11 protein-coding genes and 3 tRNA genes are annotated in these 15,205 nt (G+C 59.3%); 5 read left to right on the forward strand and 9 right to left on the reverse strand.

All coding sequences use genetic code 11. The features are described from left to right. Positions 1-5: 5 nt before the first annotated feature. Genes amiB through nnr form a run of 3 tightly spaced genes read right to left on the reverse strand, consistent with a single transcriptional unit; the run spans position 6 to position 3,346 of the window. Positions 6-1,364, reverse strand: a complete 1,359-nt coding sequence (gene amiB / locus ACOI7Z_RS18600) for an N-acetylmuramoyl-L-alanine amidase AmiB (RefSeq protein WP_080901608.1) — start codon at positions 1,362-1,364, stop codon at positions 6-8. Positions 1,365-1,380: 16 nt separating this feature from the next. Continuing rightward, on the reverse strand, positions 1,381-1,842 hold the full coding sequence (gene tsaE, locus ACOI7Z_RS18605; RefSeq protein WP_004206439.1) for a tRNA (adenosine(37)-N6)-threonylcarbamoyltransferase complex ATPase subunit type 1 TsaE: 462 nt from the start codon (positions 1,840-1,842) through the stop codon (positions 1,381-1,383). After that, the gene (gene nnr / locus ACOI7Z_RS18610) at positions 1,835-3,346 is read right to left on the reverse strand and encodes a bifunctional ADP-dependent NAD(P)H-hydrate dehydratase/NAD(P)H-hydrate epimerase (protein WP_170927804.1); all 1,512 of its coding nucleotides are present in this window, start codon (positions 3,344-3,346) and stop codon (positions 1,835-1,837) included. Before nnr ends, tsaE begins: the two co-directional genes overlap by 8 nt. 13 nt (positions 3,347-3,359) lie before the next feature. Here nnr and queG point away from each other — a divergent pair, with 13 nt between their 5' ends. Beyond that, a complete protein-coding gene (queG, locus tag ACOI7Z_RS18615; protein ID WP_080901610.1) occupies positions 3,360-4,499 on the forward strand; it encodes a tRNA epoxyqueuosine(34) reductase QueG in 1,140 nt (379 codons plus the stop codon). Positions 4,500-4,769: 270 nt separating this feature from the next. Here the strand turns inward: queG and ACOI7Z_RS18620 are convergent. From ACOI7Z_RS18620 to ACOI7Z_RS18630, 3 genes are all read right to left on the reverse strand, one after another. Continuing rightward, positions 4,770-4,845: transfer RNA gene (locus ACOI7Z_RS18620), tRNA-Gly, on the reverse strand. Between the two features lie 72 nt (positions 4,846-4,917). Then, positions 4,918-4,993, reverse strand: a tRNA-Gly gene (locus tag ACOI7Z_RS18625). Between the two features lie 68 nt (positions 4,994-5,061). Then, a tRNA-Gly gene (locus ACOI7Z_RS18630) sits at positions 5,062-5,137 on the reverse strand. Positions 5,138-5,431: 294 nt separating this feature from the next. Here ACOI7Z_RS18630 and ACOI7Z_RS18635 point away from each other — a divergent pair. Further along, the gene (locus ACOI7Z_RS18635) at positions 5,432-6,163 is read left to right on the forward strand and encodes a transporter substrate-binding domain-containing protein (protein ID WP_086076015.1); all 732 of its coding nucleotides are present in this window, start codon (positions 5,432-5,434) and stop codon (positions 6,161-6,163) included. 43 nt (positions 6,164-6,206) lie between these two features. Here ACOI7Z_RS18635 and orn read toward each other — a convergent pair whose 3' ends face one another. Next, a complete protein-coding gene (gene orn, locus ACOI7Z_RS18640) occupies positions 6,207-6,752 on the reverse strand; it encodes an oligoribonuclease (RefSeq protein WP_004206435.1) in 546 nt (181 codons plus the stop codon). Positions 6,753-6,846: 94 nt separating this feature from the next. Here orn and rsgA point away from each other — a divergent pair, with 94 nt between their 5' ends. From rsgA to mscM, 3 genes are all read left to right on the forward strand, one after another. Further along, the gene (gene rsgA / locus ACOI7Z_RS18645; protein ID WP_023291707.1) at positions 6,847-7,908 is read left to right on the forward strand and encodes a small ribosomal subunit biogenesis GTPase RsgA; all 1,062 of its coding nucleotides are present in this window, start codon (positions 6,847-6,849) and stop codon (positions 7,906-7,908) included. Positions 7,909-8,068: 160 nt separating this feature from the next. Continuing rightward, entirely contained in the window at positions 8,069-9,031 is a 963-nt protein-coding gene (asd, locus tag ACOI7Z_RS18650) for an archaetidylserine decarboxylase (protein ID WP_004206431.1), read from the forward strand. Positions 9,032-9,054: 23 nt separating this feature from the next. Next, positions 9,055-12,384, forward strand: coding sequence for a miniconductance mechanosensitive channel MscM (gene mscM / locus ACOI7Z_RS18655; RefSeq protein ID WP_017900929.1), 3,330 nt, complete (start codon positions 9,055-9,057; stop codon positions 12,382-12,384). Positions 12,385-12,421: 37 nt separating this feature from the next. Here mscM and yjeM read toward each other — a convergent pair whose 3' ends face one another. Beyond that, positions 12,422-13,924: a glutamate/gamma-aminobutyrate family transporter YjeM gene (gene yjeM, locus ACOI7Z_RS18660; protein WP_048336483.1), complete on the reverse strand. Its 1,503-nt coding sequence runs from the start codon at positions 13,922-13,924 to the stop codon at positions 12,422-12,424. A gap of 187 nt (positions 13,925-14,111) precedes the next feature. Further along, positions 14,112-15,089, reverse strand: a complete 978-nt coding sequence (gene epmA / locus ACOI7Z_RS18665; protein ID WP_004206428.1) for an elongation factor P--(R)-beta-lysine ligase — start codon at positions 15,087-15,089, stop codon at positions 14,112-14,114. Positions 15,090-15,205: the final 116 nt, after the last annotated feature.

The following is a 15,205-nucleotide window of genomic DNA, read 5'->3' on the forward strand; positions in this document are numbered from 1 at the left end:
GCTCCTTAGTTAATCAACATCCCGTCTGGCGCTGCGGCGCTGGCGGTCTGCGCCGCCTCGCCGCGAGGCGCCGACTGCAGCGGATGCTGCATAAAGTAGTTGCGCAGACCGTTGTAAATCGCCTCCGCAATCTGCTCCTGGTAATCATCGCTCCCCAGCAGCCGTTCTTCCCCGTTGTTACTGATAAAGCCTGTTTCCACGAGAATCGATGGAATGTCCGGCGAGCGCAGTACGCCGAGGCTGGCATGCTCAGGACGGCGCTTATGCAGATTGCCAATCCGCTGCAGCTGGCTGAGTACGTTGGTCGCCACATCGTAGCCGACGCGCTGGGAGTGACCGAACTGCAGATCCAGCACCGCCTGGCTCAGGTAGGGATCGGCCTGGCTGTTCGCCAGCACATCGCCCGCGCCGCCGAGCAGTTCAGACTGCTTCTCATGCTGCTCCAGCCAGCCGGCCATTTCACTGTTGGCGCGACGGTTCGAGAGCACCCATACCGAGGCGCCGGTGGCATCGCGGTTTGGCGCGGCGTCGGCATGGATTGAGACGAGGAAGTTGGCGTTTTGCTTACGCGCCACATCCGAGCGCCCCATTACCGAAATAAAGTAATCCCCGTCACGGGTCAGCACCGGTTTAAACTGCGGATCGGCGTTCAGCAGCGCCCGCAGCTTGCGCGCGATAGCGATAGTCACGTTCTTCTCTTTGGTGCCATTCGGGCCAATCGCGCCAGGATCCTGACCGCCGTGCCCGGCGTCGATGGCGATAATCACCTTATCCTGCGCCGACACCGTGCGGGCCGCCGGACGGGTCACGGTCTGATTGTTGGTCATCGCCGGCTGAGAGGGGGTCATCACCGTCTGCCGATCGTGGCCCGACGAGCTAAACGGATTGCGTCCCGCCGTCGCCGTCCGGGAAGGCATTACCGGCGGCGGATCGGCCCGTTTCACCACCACAGGAGGCGGCGGCGGTGGCGGCGGCGGCGCGTCGGCGTTGATGGTAAAGACCACCGTGTAATTCGCCCCGTTCTGCTGCTTCACCGCCCGGGTTTTGCCATCTTCCGTCAGATCCACCAGCAGACGCAGCGTCTGCGTATCCTGCGGCGTACCGGCGCGAATACTCTTCACCAGGTTGCTGCCGCTAAATTTCAGCGGCAGTCCCTGCAATACGCCGGTCTGCTTGATATCCAGCGCCACCAGTCGTTTGCCCTGCGGGGTAAAGGAATACTCCGGTTCACCGACAAAGCTAAGAGTAATACGGGCCTGCTGGTCTCCATTGGAGACCTGGATATCGGATAAACTCGCCGCAGTGGCGTGAAGACTCGACAGCATCAGCGCAGCGGCAAGCCAGGTGGTTATGCGATACTTCATCCCGTCATCCTTCAGGCTAAATGGCTAAACGCGCCAGTAAAGACTCACCCCGTGAGGAGATCGCGGTAATGCGCGCCTCACGCCCTTGTGCCTGGTAATCAAGGTGAATTTCAACGTCCGGGTCAGGCAGGACACCTGCGCCTTGCTGCGGCCATTCCACCAGGCAGATGGCATCGTCGGCAAAATAATCGCGGATCCCCATAAATTCCAGCTCCTCAGGATCCGCCAGGCGGTAGAGATCGAAGTGATACACCATCAGTTTGTCGAGGGTGTACGGCTCCACCAGGGTATAGGTTGGGCTTTTGACATTGCCGCGGTGACCGAGCGCCTGTAAAAAGCCGCGGCTAAAGGTGGTTTTCCCCGCGCCTAAGTCACCATACAGGTAAATCACGGTGGCGCCGGTACAGGCCTGCGCAATACGGTCGCCCAGGGCCAGCGTGGCCTGCTCATCGGGTAAAGGAATCACTCGGTTAATCATGGTCTACGTCAATCACATCCGGGTTAACAACACGCCTGAGCGTGGAAAAGAGATCGGTCGCCAGCATGCCGCGGGTGCCCTCGCGGGCGGCCAGTCGGTCGGCGGCATCGCCATGCGCGACGCACCCGGCACAGGCAGCATCATACGGCGTCAGGTGCTGTCCTAACAATGCGGCAATAATGCCAGTGAGCACATCGCCCATTCCGCCGCTGGCCATCCCGGCATTGCCGGCGTCGATAATGCCCATCGCCCCGCTTTCACTGGCCACCACCGTGCCCGCGCCTTTCAGCACGACCACGCCGCCATACCGTTTTACCAGACGCTGCGCAGAAAGTAAGCGATCGCTTTCAATTTCTGCCACGCTGACGTTCAGCAGACGGGCCGCTTCGCCGGGGTGCGGCGTCAGCACGCGATTGTGACGTTTATCGGGATTGAATGCCAGCAGGTTCAGCGCGTCTGCGTCCCAGACCATCGGTTTGTTAACACTTTCCACCATGCGCAGGGCGCTGCGTCCCCACTCGTTCTGCCCCAGGCCCGGGCCAATCGCCACCACATCCGCCCATTCCAGCGCGGCTTTCAGGGTCTGCGGCGTCAGTTCATCCACCATTAATTCCGGCCGGGCGGTGACAATGGGCGCCACGTTCTCAGGGTGAGTGAGTACTCGCACCAGCCCTGCGCCGGCGCGTAAAGCCGCTTCACCGCACATGCGAATCGCGCCTGCCGTGCCGCGATCGCCGCCGACGATCGCCAGCTTGCCGTGATCGCCCTTATGGGAGGTAGCCCGACGCGGCGGCAGCCAGTCGGCAAGGTGGGCGGCGCAAAATCGCGTCAGGGGAGTACTTTGTCCGGCGAGCCAGCGCTCAAGCCCCAGCGCATGATGGTGGAGCTGCCCGACGACATCCCGCGCCTTGCCGGTCAGCAGCCCCGGCTTGAGCGCAATAAACGTCAGCGTATGGTCGGCCTGAATGACCGCCCCCGGCGTCGCGCCGGTCTGCGCATTCAGGCCGGAAGGGATATCCAGAGCCACCACCGGCGCAGGATGGTGGTTCGCCTGGTGGATGAGCGCCGCGATGGATTCGCGCGGCGCACTGCGCAACCCGGTGCCAAGCAGGCCGTCAATAATCAGTGAGATATCGTCTGGCCAGGGGACAGTGGCCGCATGGATCACGCCGCCGGCGTTAAGCCATGCCTCCCGCGCCGCCTGCGCCTCTTCCGGCAGCGGGCTGTCACTCTCCACCGCCAGCAGCGTCACCCGCCGCCCGGCGGCCTGGGCCAGACGCGCGACGACATATCCGTCGCCGCCGTTGTTGCCATGCCCGCAGAGGATCAGCCAGTGCGCGCTGTCAGGAAAAGCGCGGCTGGCCAGCTGGAACGCCGCCTCGCCCGCGCGCTGCATCAGTTCAAACAGCGTCAGTCCCAGGCTGTCCGCCGCCTCTCGTTCGGCCAGGCGCAGCGCCTCCGCAGGCCAAATGTTGTATGGTATACTGTCAGGGTTTTTCGTCATTGTATGGTCCATCATGTCACAGCCCCTCGATCTCGTTCAGTTAGCGCAACAAATCAAACAATGGGGCACAGAGCTCGGGTTCCAGCAGGTCGGTATCGCCGATACCGACCTTAGCGCCAGTGAACCCAAACTGCAGGCATGGCTGGATAAACAATACCACGGCGAAATGGAGTGGATGGCCCGTCACGGTATGATGCGCGCCCGCCCCCACGAACTGCTGCCCGGTACGTTACGCGTCATCAGCGTGCGGATGAACTATCTGCCCGCAAACGCCGCCTTTGCCCGCACCCTGAAAGATCCCGCGCTGGGTTACGTCAGCCGTTATGCCCTTGGGCGTGATTATCATAAGCTGCTACGTAATCGCCTGAAAAAACTGGGTGAGAAGATTCAGGAACAGTGTGCTTCGCTCAATTTTAGACCTTTTGTCGATTCCGCGCCTATCCTGGAACGGCCCATCGCAGAAAAAGCGGGCCTTGGATGGACAGGTAAGCACTCACTTATCTTAAGCCGCGACGCCGGATCCTTCTTTTTCCTCGGCGAACTGCTGATTGACCTGCCCCTGCCGGTCGACAGCCCGGTCGCGGAGGAGTGTGGACGCTGCGTCGCCTGCATGACCATCTGCCCCACCGGGGCCATCGTCGAGCCCTATACCGTCGACGCCCGCCGCTGCATCTCCTATCTCACCATCGAACTGGAAGGCGCGATCCCGGAGGAATTCCGTCCGCTCATCGGCAACCGGATCTATGGCTGTGACGACTGCCAGCTCATCTGCCCGTGGAACCGTTTCTCACAGCTCACCGATGAAGAGGATTTCAGTCCGCGCCAGGCGCTGCATGCCCCGCCGCTGGTGGAGCTGTTCGCCTGGAGCGAATCGTGGTTTCTGAAGGTGACCGAAGGGTCGGCGATTCGTCGCATTGGTCACCTGCGCTGGCTGCGTAATATCGCCGTCGCGCTGGGTAATGCGCCCTGGGATGAAGCCCATCTTCGCGCGCTGGAGAGTCGCCTGGGCGAGCACCCGCTTCTCGACGAACACATTGAGTGGGCGATGGCCCAGCAGCTGAAAAAACGGAGCGCCGACGCCGTTGAAGTACAGCTGCCGAAAAAATTACGTCTGGTCAGGGTGGTAGAGAAAGGGCTGCCGCGCGACGCCTGATTCATTCACAGGCTGTGAATAAAATCTAAAACACATTGCGTTTCAAGGCGCAGACCGAGGTCAAGTGATCGGATTAACATTTCGAAATGAAATTTAATTGTTAAATTTCAATTAGATATAAAGATATTATTTACAAAGCGAAGCATTTACGCCGTCAGAGACGAAACGACAACCTGTGGATAACTCTGTTCACAGTATTTCTGCAGACCAAATGAAAATCATCCCCGGCGCTGGATTGCACTGTGGATAAATAAGAGATGGAAGAAAATTTGGAGCGGGAAACGAGACTCGAACTCGCGACCCCGACCTTGGCAAGGTCGTGCTCTACCAACTGAGCTATTCCCGCTTAATCATCGTCATTCAAGCTACTGTGTAGCAACCTGAAAACTGCGACTGGTGTGGTGTGTCATTCAAATTTTGGAGCGGGAAACGAGACTCGAACTCGCGACCCCGACCTTGGCAAGGTCGTGCTCTACCAACTGAGCTATTCCCGCTTAATCTTTGGCTTTCGCCCCGCATCTGCGAGATGAAATCCTTTGATCAGGATGGTGCTTTCAAATTTTGGAGCGGGAAACGAGACTCGAACTCGCGACCCCGACCTTGGCAAGGTCGTGCTCTACCAACTGAGCTATTCCCGCGTTACTGCATTTTTTGCCATATTTCGATGGCGTCGTAATTTGCATTTCTGCGTCGTTACGGGAGGCGCATTATACGAGAATTCGATGCCCCTGCAACCCCCTGTTCATCACTTTTTTGCGTTTTTTGTTTAAATGGATATTTTCTCGCCACCTACGCCGCTGAATTGTATAAATAAGCGTCATTTCGGGCAAAATCGCTTTTTCCGCCCGCCTGAATGACGCAAAATCGCTCGCATCATACAGCGGTGGCGCGACGTAAAACGAGGCCACCACGCCGCCAAACAGGGAATTAGCATGAGAAAAGTCCTCACCGTCCTGCTGCTGAGCACGCTGGCCATCGGAACCGCGTCAGCCGAGACGCTCCATTTTGGCACCAGCACGGCCAATCCGCCGTTTGTCACCGCCAACGGCAAAAATCAGCCTGTCGGCTTCGATATCGATCTTGCCCAGGCCCTGTGCCAGCAGATGCAGGCGCAGTGCCAGTTCACGGCGCAGCGTTTCGATACGCTGATCCCGGCTTTACGCTTCAAGAAATTTGACGCGGTGATTGCCGGCATGGAAGTGATCCCGATGCGTGAGAAGCAGGTCGCCTTCAGCCGTCCCTATCGCCAGGCGCTCTCCGGTGTGGTGATCGTCAACAAAGATGTCGCCCATACCTTTGCCGACCTGAAAGCCAAAAAAGTCGGCGTGGTGAAAGGCACACTGCATCAACACTATCTGCGTGATAAACAGAAAGCCGTACAGGCTGTTCCTTACGACGACGTCGCCAGCGCCCTGGCCGCGCTGAAGGCCGGGCAAATAACCGGCGTCATGGGCGACTTCGCCACCCTCGACGCCTGGCAGCAGGAGAACCCTGACTACGCCATCATGGATGAACGGGCCACCGACCCGGTTTATTACGGTAAGCAGTATGCAATTGCGGTGCGCAAAGACGATCCGGAGCTGCTGAATGCGATCAACGATGCCCTGACTGCGGTCATGGCGACGCCTGACTTCCAGCAGATGCAGCAGAAGTGGTTTAAATAACGCAGAAAGGTGTACCGGGCCGCGCACAGGGCCCGGTCGCGGTTTACAGCTTAATGAAATGCTCGCGGTAGTAAGCCAGCTCGGCGACTGACTCGCGGATATCGTCCATCGCCTGATGGGTACCCTGCTTTTTAAAGCCGTCGAGAATTTCCGGCTTCCAGCGACGCGCCAGCTCTTTCAGCGTGCTAACGTCCAGATAGCGATAGTGGAAATAGGCTTCCAGTTGCGGCATGTACTTAAACAGGAAGCGACGATCCTGGCCGATGCTGTTGCCGCAGATCGGCGACTTGCCCGCCGGCACCCACTGCTTAAGAAACTCAATGGTCGCCAGTTCGGCGTCGTGCTCGCTGACGGCGCTGGCCTTCACGCGATCCACCAGCCCGCTGCCGGTATGCGTCCGCACATTCCACTCGTCCATCAGCGCCAGCTGGGCATCCGATTGATGCACCGCGATGGTCGGCCCCTCGGCCAGAATGTTCAGGTTGGCATCGGTCACCAGGGTGGCGATTTCAATAATGCGATCGCGCTCCGGATCCAGCCCTGTCATCTCAAGATCGATCCAAATGAGGTTGTTTTCATTTGCACTCATGCTATTTTCCACCCTTCTTGCGTGACTATATTCATCTAAAATAGCGTGTATCATAGAGGTTTTGCCCCATCAGGGCGACCAGGAGCCAGTTCGATTGAGTAAAAATAAACTCTCCAAAGGCCAGCAGCGCCGCGTCAAAGCCAACCACCAGCGCCGTCTGAAAACCACTGCGGAGAAGGCCGACTACGATGACAACCTGTTTGGCGATACGTCGGAAGGCATTGTCATCAGTCGCTTTGGCATGCATGCCGACGTCGAATCCGCTGACGGCAGCGTGCATCGCTGCAATATCCGCCGGACGATCCGTTCGCTGGTCACCGGCGACCGCGTGGTCTGGCGGCCGGGTAAAGACGCCGCCGACGGCGTAAGCGTCAAAGGGATCGTCGAAGCGGTTCACGATCGCGCCTCCGTCCTGACGCGCCCGGATTTTTACGACGGCGTGAAGCCTATCGCCGCCAATATCGACCAGATCGTGGTGGTTTCCGCGATCCTGCCTGAGCTGTCGCTGAATATTATCGATCGCTATCTGGTGGCCTGCGAGGCGCAGGATATCGAGCCGTTAATCGTCCTGAACAAAATCGATCTGCTGGATGACGATGGCCTGCGCTTTGTCAATGAGCAAATGGACATCTACCGCAACATCGGTTACCGCGTACTGCTGGTCTCCAGCCGTACTCAGGACGGCCTCAAGCCGCTGGAAGCGGCCCTGACCGACCGCATCAGCATCTTCGCCGGGCAGTCCGGGGTGGGTAAATCAAGCCTGCTGAACGCCCTGCTGGGGCTGAATGAGGATCAGATCCTCACCAATGATGTCTCGGACGTTTCCGGCTTAGGCCAGCACACCACCACCGCGGCGCGCCTCTACCACTTCCCGCACGGCGGCGATGTGATTGATTCACCGGGGGTACGTGAGTTCGGCCTGTGGCATCTGGAAGCGGAACAAATCACCAACGGCTTTGTCGAATTCCATGATTATTTAGGCCGTTGCAAATATCGCGACTGTAAACACGATACCGATCCTGGCTGTGCGCTTCGCGAAGCGGTAGAGAGCGGCAAGATCGCCGAAAGCCGTTTCGAGAACTACCACCGCATCCTGGAAAGCATGGCGCAGGTACAGGTAAAAACGCGTAAAAACTTTTCCTCGACCGATGACTGACCATTAAGCTGAGCGTCACGTCAGGCGCTGCCGGGTAGCGGTGATGACGCGGCTTACGCGGATGCCATTTGGCGAGTTTTACGTATAGAATCGTCCCCTTTTTTCAGGTCCCCGCCCGCAGGCGGGGTCAGGAACGACATATCATGGCCTGGAGGCTACTTTGTTAAACGATCTTAAACTTTCACTGCAATACATTCTGCCTAAACTGTGGCTTACCCGCCTCGCAGGCTGGGGTGCGAGCAAACGCGCAGGTTGGCTGACGAAGCTGGTCATCGATCTGTTCGTGAAATACTACAAGGTCGATATGAAAGAGGCGCAGAAGCCGGATACCGCGGCCTATCGCACCTTCAACGATTTCTTTGTGCGCCCGCTGCGCGACGACGTTCGCCCGCTGAATACCGATCCTAACGTACTGGTGATGCCGGCCGACGGCGTGATCAGCCAGCTTGGTGCCATTGAGAACGATAAAATTCTGCAGGCCAAGGGCCACGACTACAGCCTGGAAGCCTTACTGGCCGGCAACTACCAGATGGCCGACCTGTTCCGTAACGGCAGCTTCGCCACCACCTATCTGTCGCCGCGCGACTATCACCGCGTGCACATGCCGTGCAACGGTATCCTGCGCGAAATGATCTACGTTCCTGGCGACCTGTTCTCCGTTAACCATCTGACGGCGCAGAACGTGCCGAACCTGTTCGCCCGTAACGAGCGCGTCATCTGCCTGTTTGATACTGAGTTTGGCCCGATGGCGCAAATTCTGGTGGGCGCGACTATCGTCGGCAGCATCGAGACCGTGTGGTCCGGCACCGTAACCCCGCCGCGCGAAGGCATTATTAAACGCTGGACCTGGCCCGCTGGCGACAGCGAAGGCTCCGTCGCCCTGCTGAAAGGCCAGGAGATGGGCCGCTTCAAACTGGGCTCCACCGTGATCAACCTGTTTGCCCCGGGCCAGGTGAAGCTGGTCGACACGCTGCAAAGCCTGTCCGTGACTAAAATCGGCCAACCGCTGGCGACAACGGTGGAAGCAACCACCGCCGCTGAACCGGCGCCGTTACCGGAAGAAGAGATCCGCGCCGAACATCGCGCCAGCCCGCTGGTTGACGATAAACAAGACCAAGGTTAATTCTTCAGCAAAAGGGTTATGCCGTGCGCCTGATATACACTTTCCTGTTGGCCTTGAGCCTCAGTTTCGGGGCGTACGCTGCGACAGCCCCGGATGCTAAACAGATAACCCAGGAACTGGAACAGGCGAAGGCGGCAAAGCCCGCCCAGCCTGAAACCGTTGAAGTTCTGCAGTCCGCCCTGAACGCGCTTGAGGAGCGAAAATCGTCTCTCGAGCGCGCCCGTCAGTATCAGGACGTTATCGACAATTTCCCCAAACTGTTTCAAAGCCTGCGTGCCCAGCTCAACAATCTGAGCGAAGAGCCGCGCCAGGTGCCAGTCGGCCTGACCGCCGATGCGCTGAACCAGGAGATCCTCCAGGTCAGCAGCCAGCTGCTGGAGTCAAGCCGTCAGGCGCAGCAGGAGCAGGATCGCGCGCGTGAAATCGCCGACTCCCTGAACCAGCTGCCGCAGCAGCAAACCGACGCCCGGCGTCAGCTCAATGAGGTTGAGCGCCGCATCGGCACGCAAACCGGCAACAATGCCCTCGCCCAGGCGCAAAATCTTGCCCTGCAGGCGGAATCGGCACGCCTGAAGGCGCTGGTGGATGAGCTCGACCTTGCCCAGCTTTCCGCCAATAACCGCCAGGAGCTGTCGCGCGCCCGTTCTGAACTGGCGCAAAAGCAGAGCGAGCAGCTGGATGCCTATCTGCAGGCGCTGCGTAATCTGCAGAACAGCCAGCGCCAGCGGGAGGCGGAAAAAGCGCTGGAGAGTACCGAACTGCTGGCGGAGAACAGTGAAAACCTGCCGCCGGACATCACCGCCCAGTTTAAAGTCAACCGCGAACTCTCCCAGGCGCTGAACCAGCAGGCGCAGCGTATGGATCTGGTGGCGTCCCAGCAGCGGCAGGCGACGAATCAAACGCTGCAGGTGCGCCAGGCGTTAAACACCCTGCGCGAGCAGTCGCAGTGGCTGGGCTCCTCTAATCTGCTGGGCGAAGCCCTGCGCGCCCAGGTGGCGCGGCTGCCGGAGCGCCCTCGCCCGCAGCAGCTGGATACGGAGATGGCGCAGCTGCGCGTGCAGCGTCTGCGCTTTGAGGATTTACTCAGTAAGCAGCCGCAGCTGCGGCAGATCCGTCAGGCCGACGGCGAACCGCTGACCAGCGAGCAGAACAAGATCCTGCAGGCGCAGCTACGCACGCAGAACGAGCTGCTGAACTCGCTGCTGCGCGGCGGCGATACCCTGATGCTGGAGCTCACCAAGCTGAAGGTCGCCAACGGCCAGCTGGAAGACGCGCTGAAGGAGATCAACGAAGCCACCCACCGCTATCTGTTCTGGACTTCGGACGTCAGCCCCATCGGCTTCTCCTGGCCGCTGGAGATCGTCCAGGATCTGCGGCGCCTGATCTCCCTGGATACCATCAGCGAGCTGGGTAAAGCCAGCGCGATGATGCTCACCAGCAAAGAGACCCTGCTACCGCTGTTTGCCGCCCTGCTGCTGGTTGGCTTCAGCATCAGCTCCCGGCGCCATTTCACCCGCTTCCTTGAGCGCTCCAGCGCTCGGGTGGGGAAAGTCACCCAGGATCACTTCTGGCTGACGCTGCGCACGGTCTTCTGGTCGATACTGGTGGCTTCGCCGCTGCCGGTGCTGTGGATGACGCTCGGCTATGGTCTGCAGTCCGCCTGGCCCTTCCCGCTGGCGGTGGCGATTGGCGATGGGGTCACCGCGACGGTGCCTCTGCTGTGGGTGGTGATGATCTGCGCCACCTTCGCCCGGCCAAACGGGCTGTTTATCGCCCACTTCGGCTGGCCGCGTAACCGCGTGGCGAAAGCGATGCGCTACTACCTGATGAGCATCGGACTGATTGTGCCGCTGATAATGGCGCTGATCATGTTCGATAATCTTAACGACCGCGAGTTTTCCGCCTCGCTGGGCCGTCTGTGCTTCCTGCTGATCTGCGGCGCGCTGGCGGTGGTCACCCTCAGCCTTAAGCATGCCGGCATCCCGCTCTACCTGGATAAAGAGGGGAATGGCGACAACATGGTGAACCGCCTGCTGTGGAACCTGATGCTTGGCGCCCCGCTGGTGGCCATGCTGGCGGCCGCCGTCGGCTACCTCGCCACCGCTCAGGCGCTGCTGGCGCGTCTGGAAACCTCCGTCGCCATCTGGTTCCTGCTGCTGGTGGTCTATCACATTATCCGCCGCTGGATGCTGATCCAGCGGCGCCGACTGGCCTTCGACCGGGCCCGCCATCGTCGCGCGGAAATTCTCGCCCAGCGCGCCCGCGGCGAAGATGAGCCTGTTCACGTCAGCAGCCCGGAAGGGTCGGTGGAGACGGAGGTCAGCGAGGTCGATCTCGATGCCATCAGTACCCAGTCGCTGCGTCTCGTGCGCTCTCTGCTGATGCTGATCGCGCTGCTGTCAGTCATCGTGCTGTGGTCGGAAATTCACTCGGCGTTTGGCTTCCTCGAGAATATCTCGCTGTGGGACGTCACCTCGACGGTGCAGGGGGTGGAAAGCCTCGAGCCCATCACCCTTGGCGCAGTGCTGATTGCCATTCTGGTGCTGATCATCACCACTCAGCTGGTGCGCAACCTGCCGGCGCTGCTGGAGCTGGCGATCCTCCAGCACCTCGATTTAACGCCCGGCACCGGCTACGCCATCACCACCATCACCAAGTATTTGCTGATGCTGATCGGTGGGCTGGTGGGCTTCTCGATGATTGGCATTGAGTGGTCGAAGCTGCAGTGGCTGGTCGCCGCGCTGGGTGTGGGTCTCGGGTTTGGCCTGCAGGAGATCTTCGCTAACTTTATCTCCGGCCTGATTATCCTGTTTGAAAAGCCGATCCGCATCGGCGATACGGTCACCATCCGCGACCTGACGGGCAGCGTCACCCGCATTAATACCCGCGCCACCACCATCAGCGACTGGGACCGGAAAGAGATTATCGTGCCGAACAAGGCGTTCATCACCGAACAGTTTATCAACTGGTCGCTGTCGGACTCGGTCACCCGCGTGGTGTTGACGGTGCCGGCTCCGGTGGACGCCGATACCGAAGAGGTGACCAAGATCCTCATCGCCGCGGCGCATCGCTGTTCGCTGGTTATCGATACCCCGGCGCCGGAGGCGTTTCTCGTCGACCTGCAGCAGGGGATCCAGATTTTCGAGCTGCGTATTTTTGCCGCCGAGATGGGGCACCGCATGCCGCTACGCCATGAGATGCATCAGCTGATCCTGGCGGGCTTCCGCGAGCATGGCATTGATATGCCGTTCCCTCCGTTCCAGATGCGGCTGGAAAGTATCGACGGCAGGCAAAGCAGTAAAACCATGACCTCGGCCGGGAAAACCAGCCGACGTACGGCTGGCAGCCTGTAGGCCATACCCTGCCCGGCGGCGGCGCCGGGCAGGCTTTCTAGCTCTCCATTACCAGCACACCGGACGCCAGGCGCCGACGGTAGCTTTCGTAAATGGCCAACGCCAGCAGCGAGAAGAAGATCGGCCCACCGACCATCCACAGCGTGCTGTTCCAGTCCCCGCTGTCGATGACCGGCTGAATAATGGTGAAGATATTGGCGAAGGTCACCACCAGTAGCACCACGCCGGTCGCCAGCAGCGTCGACTGGCGGTTTTTGAAAATCACGAACGGCCGATCGAGATGCGCTTTTGACTTGAAGAACGGGAAGGCGATGGTCAGGAACAGGTAAGGCAAAGTCATGGAGACATTGGCCATCAGCGTCAGTTTGTTATAAAACGCGGAAGCGCTGTCCCCACCGAACGACACCATGACAATAAACACCCCGACCAGCAAACACTGCAGCCACATCGCCGCGGCGGGCATACCATTAACGTTGAGACGGGTCATCACCGATGGCCAGAGCGCTTTTGGCGTGCCCTGGATAATCGCTTTCAGCGGCGAATAGCTGAGAGTGAAAAACGCGCCGGTATAGGCGAGAAACATCGACAGCCCGGTAATACGGGCGAACCAGATCCCGGTCAGGGCTGCCGCCTCTGGCGTCATGTGCAGAGCCTGGCCGAGCGTGTTCCCGAGGCTGGTCATCAGCACATAGGTGATGTTGCCGAGGTTGGTTGAACGCGCACCGAGCACCTGCTGCCAGTTAGCGCTCACGCCCCACAGCACAATCGCCAGCGAATAACCAACCGAGATCACGATCGCCGCGATAATAATCCCTTTGGCAAAGTTCTTTTCCGGTTTATCGGTTTTATCCACTAAGCCGCCGACTGCCTCAATTCCGCCATAGGCGAAGATGGCAAATACCACAAATGACAGCATGGCCATACCCGACTGATAGCCCGGATTAGGCGAAAGGGCGAAGTTTAACGGTTGGGCGAAATGGCCGCCGTTGAGCAGCAGGATCGCCCCGCTCACCAGCAGCAGCACCAGATTAAGCCCCATCACCGCGATACCGCCGACGGCGGTGATCCTGGCGATTTTATTGATCCCTTTGACGGCAATAAAGGTCACGACGACCATCCAGCAGGCCGCCAGAATGCCCACCGTCTGCGTCGGGGTCAGGCTACCCAGCGCCCAGCTTTGGGTTTTGTCGGCGCCAAACAAAAAGGTAGATAGCGGCACCCAGATCTTAGCCGCGGTACTCACCATCCAGACGATGTACGACGCAAACCACATAAAGGTGCCGATAAACGCAAAGCGCGGCCCGACGCTGTGGTTCATCCAGGAGTAAATGCCGCCCTCTTCCCGACGAAAGGCTGAGCCCATCTCCGCCATCATCAGCGCAAACGGAATGAAGAAAAAGAGTGCGGAAAAAAGATAAAACGGCATAGCGCTGTAGCCCATCAGATAAAACGCCGACGGGCTGTTGGCAAAGCCAAACACCGAGGTGAAGATCATCAGAATCAGCCCAATCAGGCTCATCTTCTTGAGTTGTTGATGCATAAACCTATCCAAACGTGAGCATCGCCCGACGGGCAACGCCTGGTCTCATAAAAAGAGCGCGGATAGTAGCAAAAGCACGGAGAGAGATTGTGGGTATTCGGGCGAATGCCGGGATACCGTGCGAGGGATAGGTCAGGAGAGGCCTGTCACCTCCCTCGCCCGCAGGCGGCGGGAGGTGACAGCGCCATCAGGCGCGGTCGACCGTAAAGGCGATCACTTCGCCGATGCTTTCAGCGCCCAGCGCCAGCATCACCACGCGATCAACGCCCAATGCCACGCCGGAGCAGTCCGGCAGACCTGCCTCCAGCGCCGCCAGCAGGTTGTTATCGATGGGCTGCTGCGGGAGGCCGCGCGCGGCCCGCTTGCGGTTGTCCTGCTCAAAGCGCAGGCGCTGCTCATGGGCGTCGGTCAGCTCGTGGAAACCATTCGCCAGCTCAATTCCTTTGTAATAGACCTCGAAGCGCTCAGCGACCCGATGATCTTCCGGGCTGATCTGCGCTAAAGAGGCCTGAGTCGCCGGGAAATGATAAATGAACGTCGGCCGATCTTTGCCGATGTGCGGCTCCACGCCCATGGTGAACAGCAGTTGCAGCAGCGTGTCGCGATCTTCTTCAGTATCGGCGATATTGCTCAGATCCAGCTTCGCCGCGACTTCGCGCAGCTGCGCTTTATCGGCAGAGAGCGGGTCAATATCCAGATGACGCTGAAACGCCTGCTGATAGGAGAGGCTTTCCGCCGGCTGGCACTCCAGCACCTGCTGCAGCAGATCGTCCACCTCGTTGATCAGACGATACATGTCATAGCACGGACGATACCACTCCAGCATGGTGAATTCCGGATTGTGATGCCGCCCCATCTCTTCATTACGGAAGCTGCGGCACAGCTGGAAAACCGGGCCGCAGCCCGCCGCCAGCAGGCGCTTCATATGGTATTCCGGACTGGTCATCAGGTACAGATTGAGTCCCTGTGAGTGGCCCGGGCCGACGAAACGGGTTTCAAACGGGAACAAATGGATATCCGTTACCGTCGCCTGACTCATGCAAGGCGTCTCCACCTCCAGCACGCCGCGATCGGTAAAGAACCGGCGGATTTCCGCCATCACCGCCGCGCGTTTCAACAGATTGGGAATGGGTGCGCTCGGCTGCCAGGTTGCCGTCTCGCTCATGGTACTTTCTCCGATTGCAAACAAGGGCACGAAGTCTACTCGCAACCGGCGAGTGAAACAAATTTTGTGCAATCCCCGGCAGATTACATGCCATTAATCTATCGTTAACCTAAATG

Origin of the sequence: Klebsiella sp. C283 (genome assembly GCF_048822555.1) — a bacterium.
GTDB lineage: Bacteria > Pseudomonadota > Gammaproteobacteria > Enterobacterales > Enterobacteriaceae > Klebsiella > Klebsiella quasipneumoniae.

Excerpts from the sequence above, each read along its gene's own strand:
- amiB (WP_080901608.1), bottom strand. The coding sequence starts at position 1,364 with ATGAAGTATCGCATAACCACCTGGCTTGCCGCTGCGCTGATGCTGTCG.
- queG (WP_080901610.1), top strand. The coding sequence starts at position 3,360 with ATGTCACAGCCCCTCGATCTCGTTCAGTTAGCGCAACAAATCAAACAA.
- epmA (WP_004206428.1), bottom strand. The coding sequence starts at position 15,089 with ATGAGCGAGACGGCAACCTGGCAGCCGAGCGCACCCATTCCCAATCTG.
- ACOI7Z_RS18635 (WP_086076015.1), top strand. The coding sequence starts at position 5,432 with ATGAGAAAAGTCCTCACCGTCCTGCTGCTGAGCACGCTGGCCATCGGA.
- nnr (WP_170927804.1), bottom strand. The coding sequence starts at position 3,346 with ATGACGAAAAACCCTGACAGTATACCATACAACATTTGGCCTGCGGAG.
- yjeM (WP_048336483.1), bottom strand. The coding sequence starts at position 13,924 with ATGCATCAACAACTCAAGAAGATGAGCCTGATTGGGCTGATTCTGATG.
- orn (WP_004206435.1), bottom strand. The coding sequence starts at position 6,752 with ATGAGTGCAAATGAAAACAACCTCATTTGGATCGATCTTGAGATGACA.
- tsaE (WP_004206439.1), bottom strand. The coding sequence starts at position 1,842 with ATGATTAACCGAGTGATTCCTTTACCCGATGAGCAGGCCACGCTGGCC.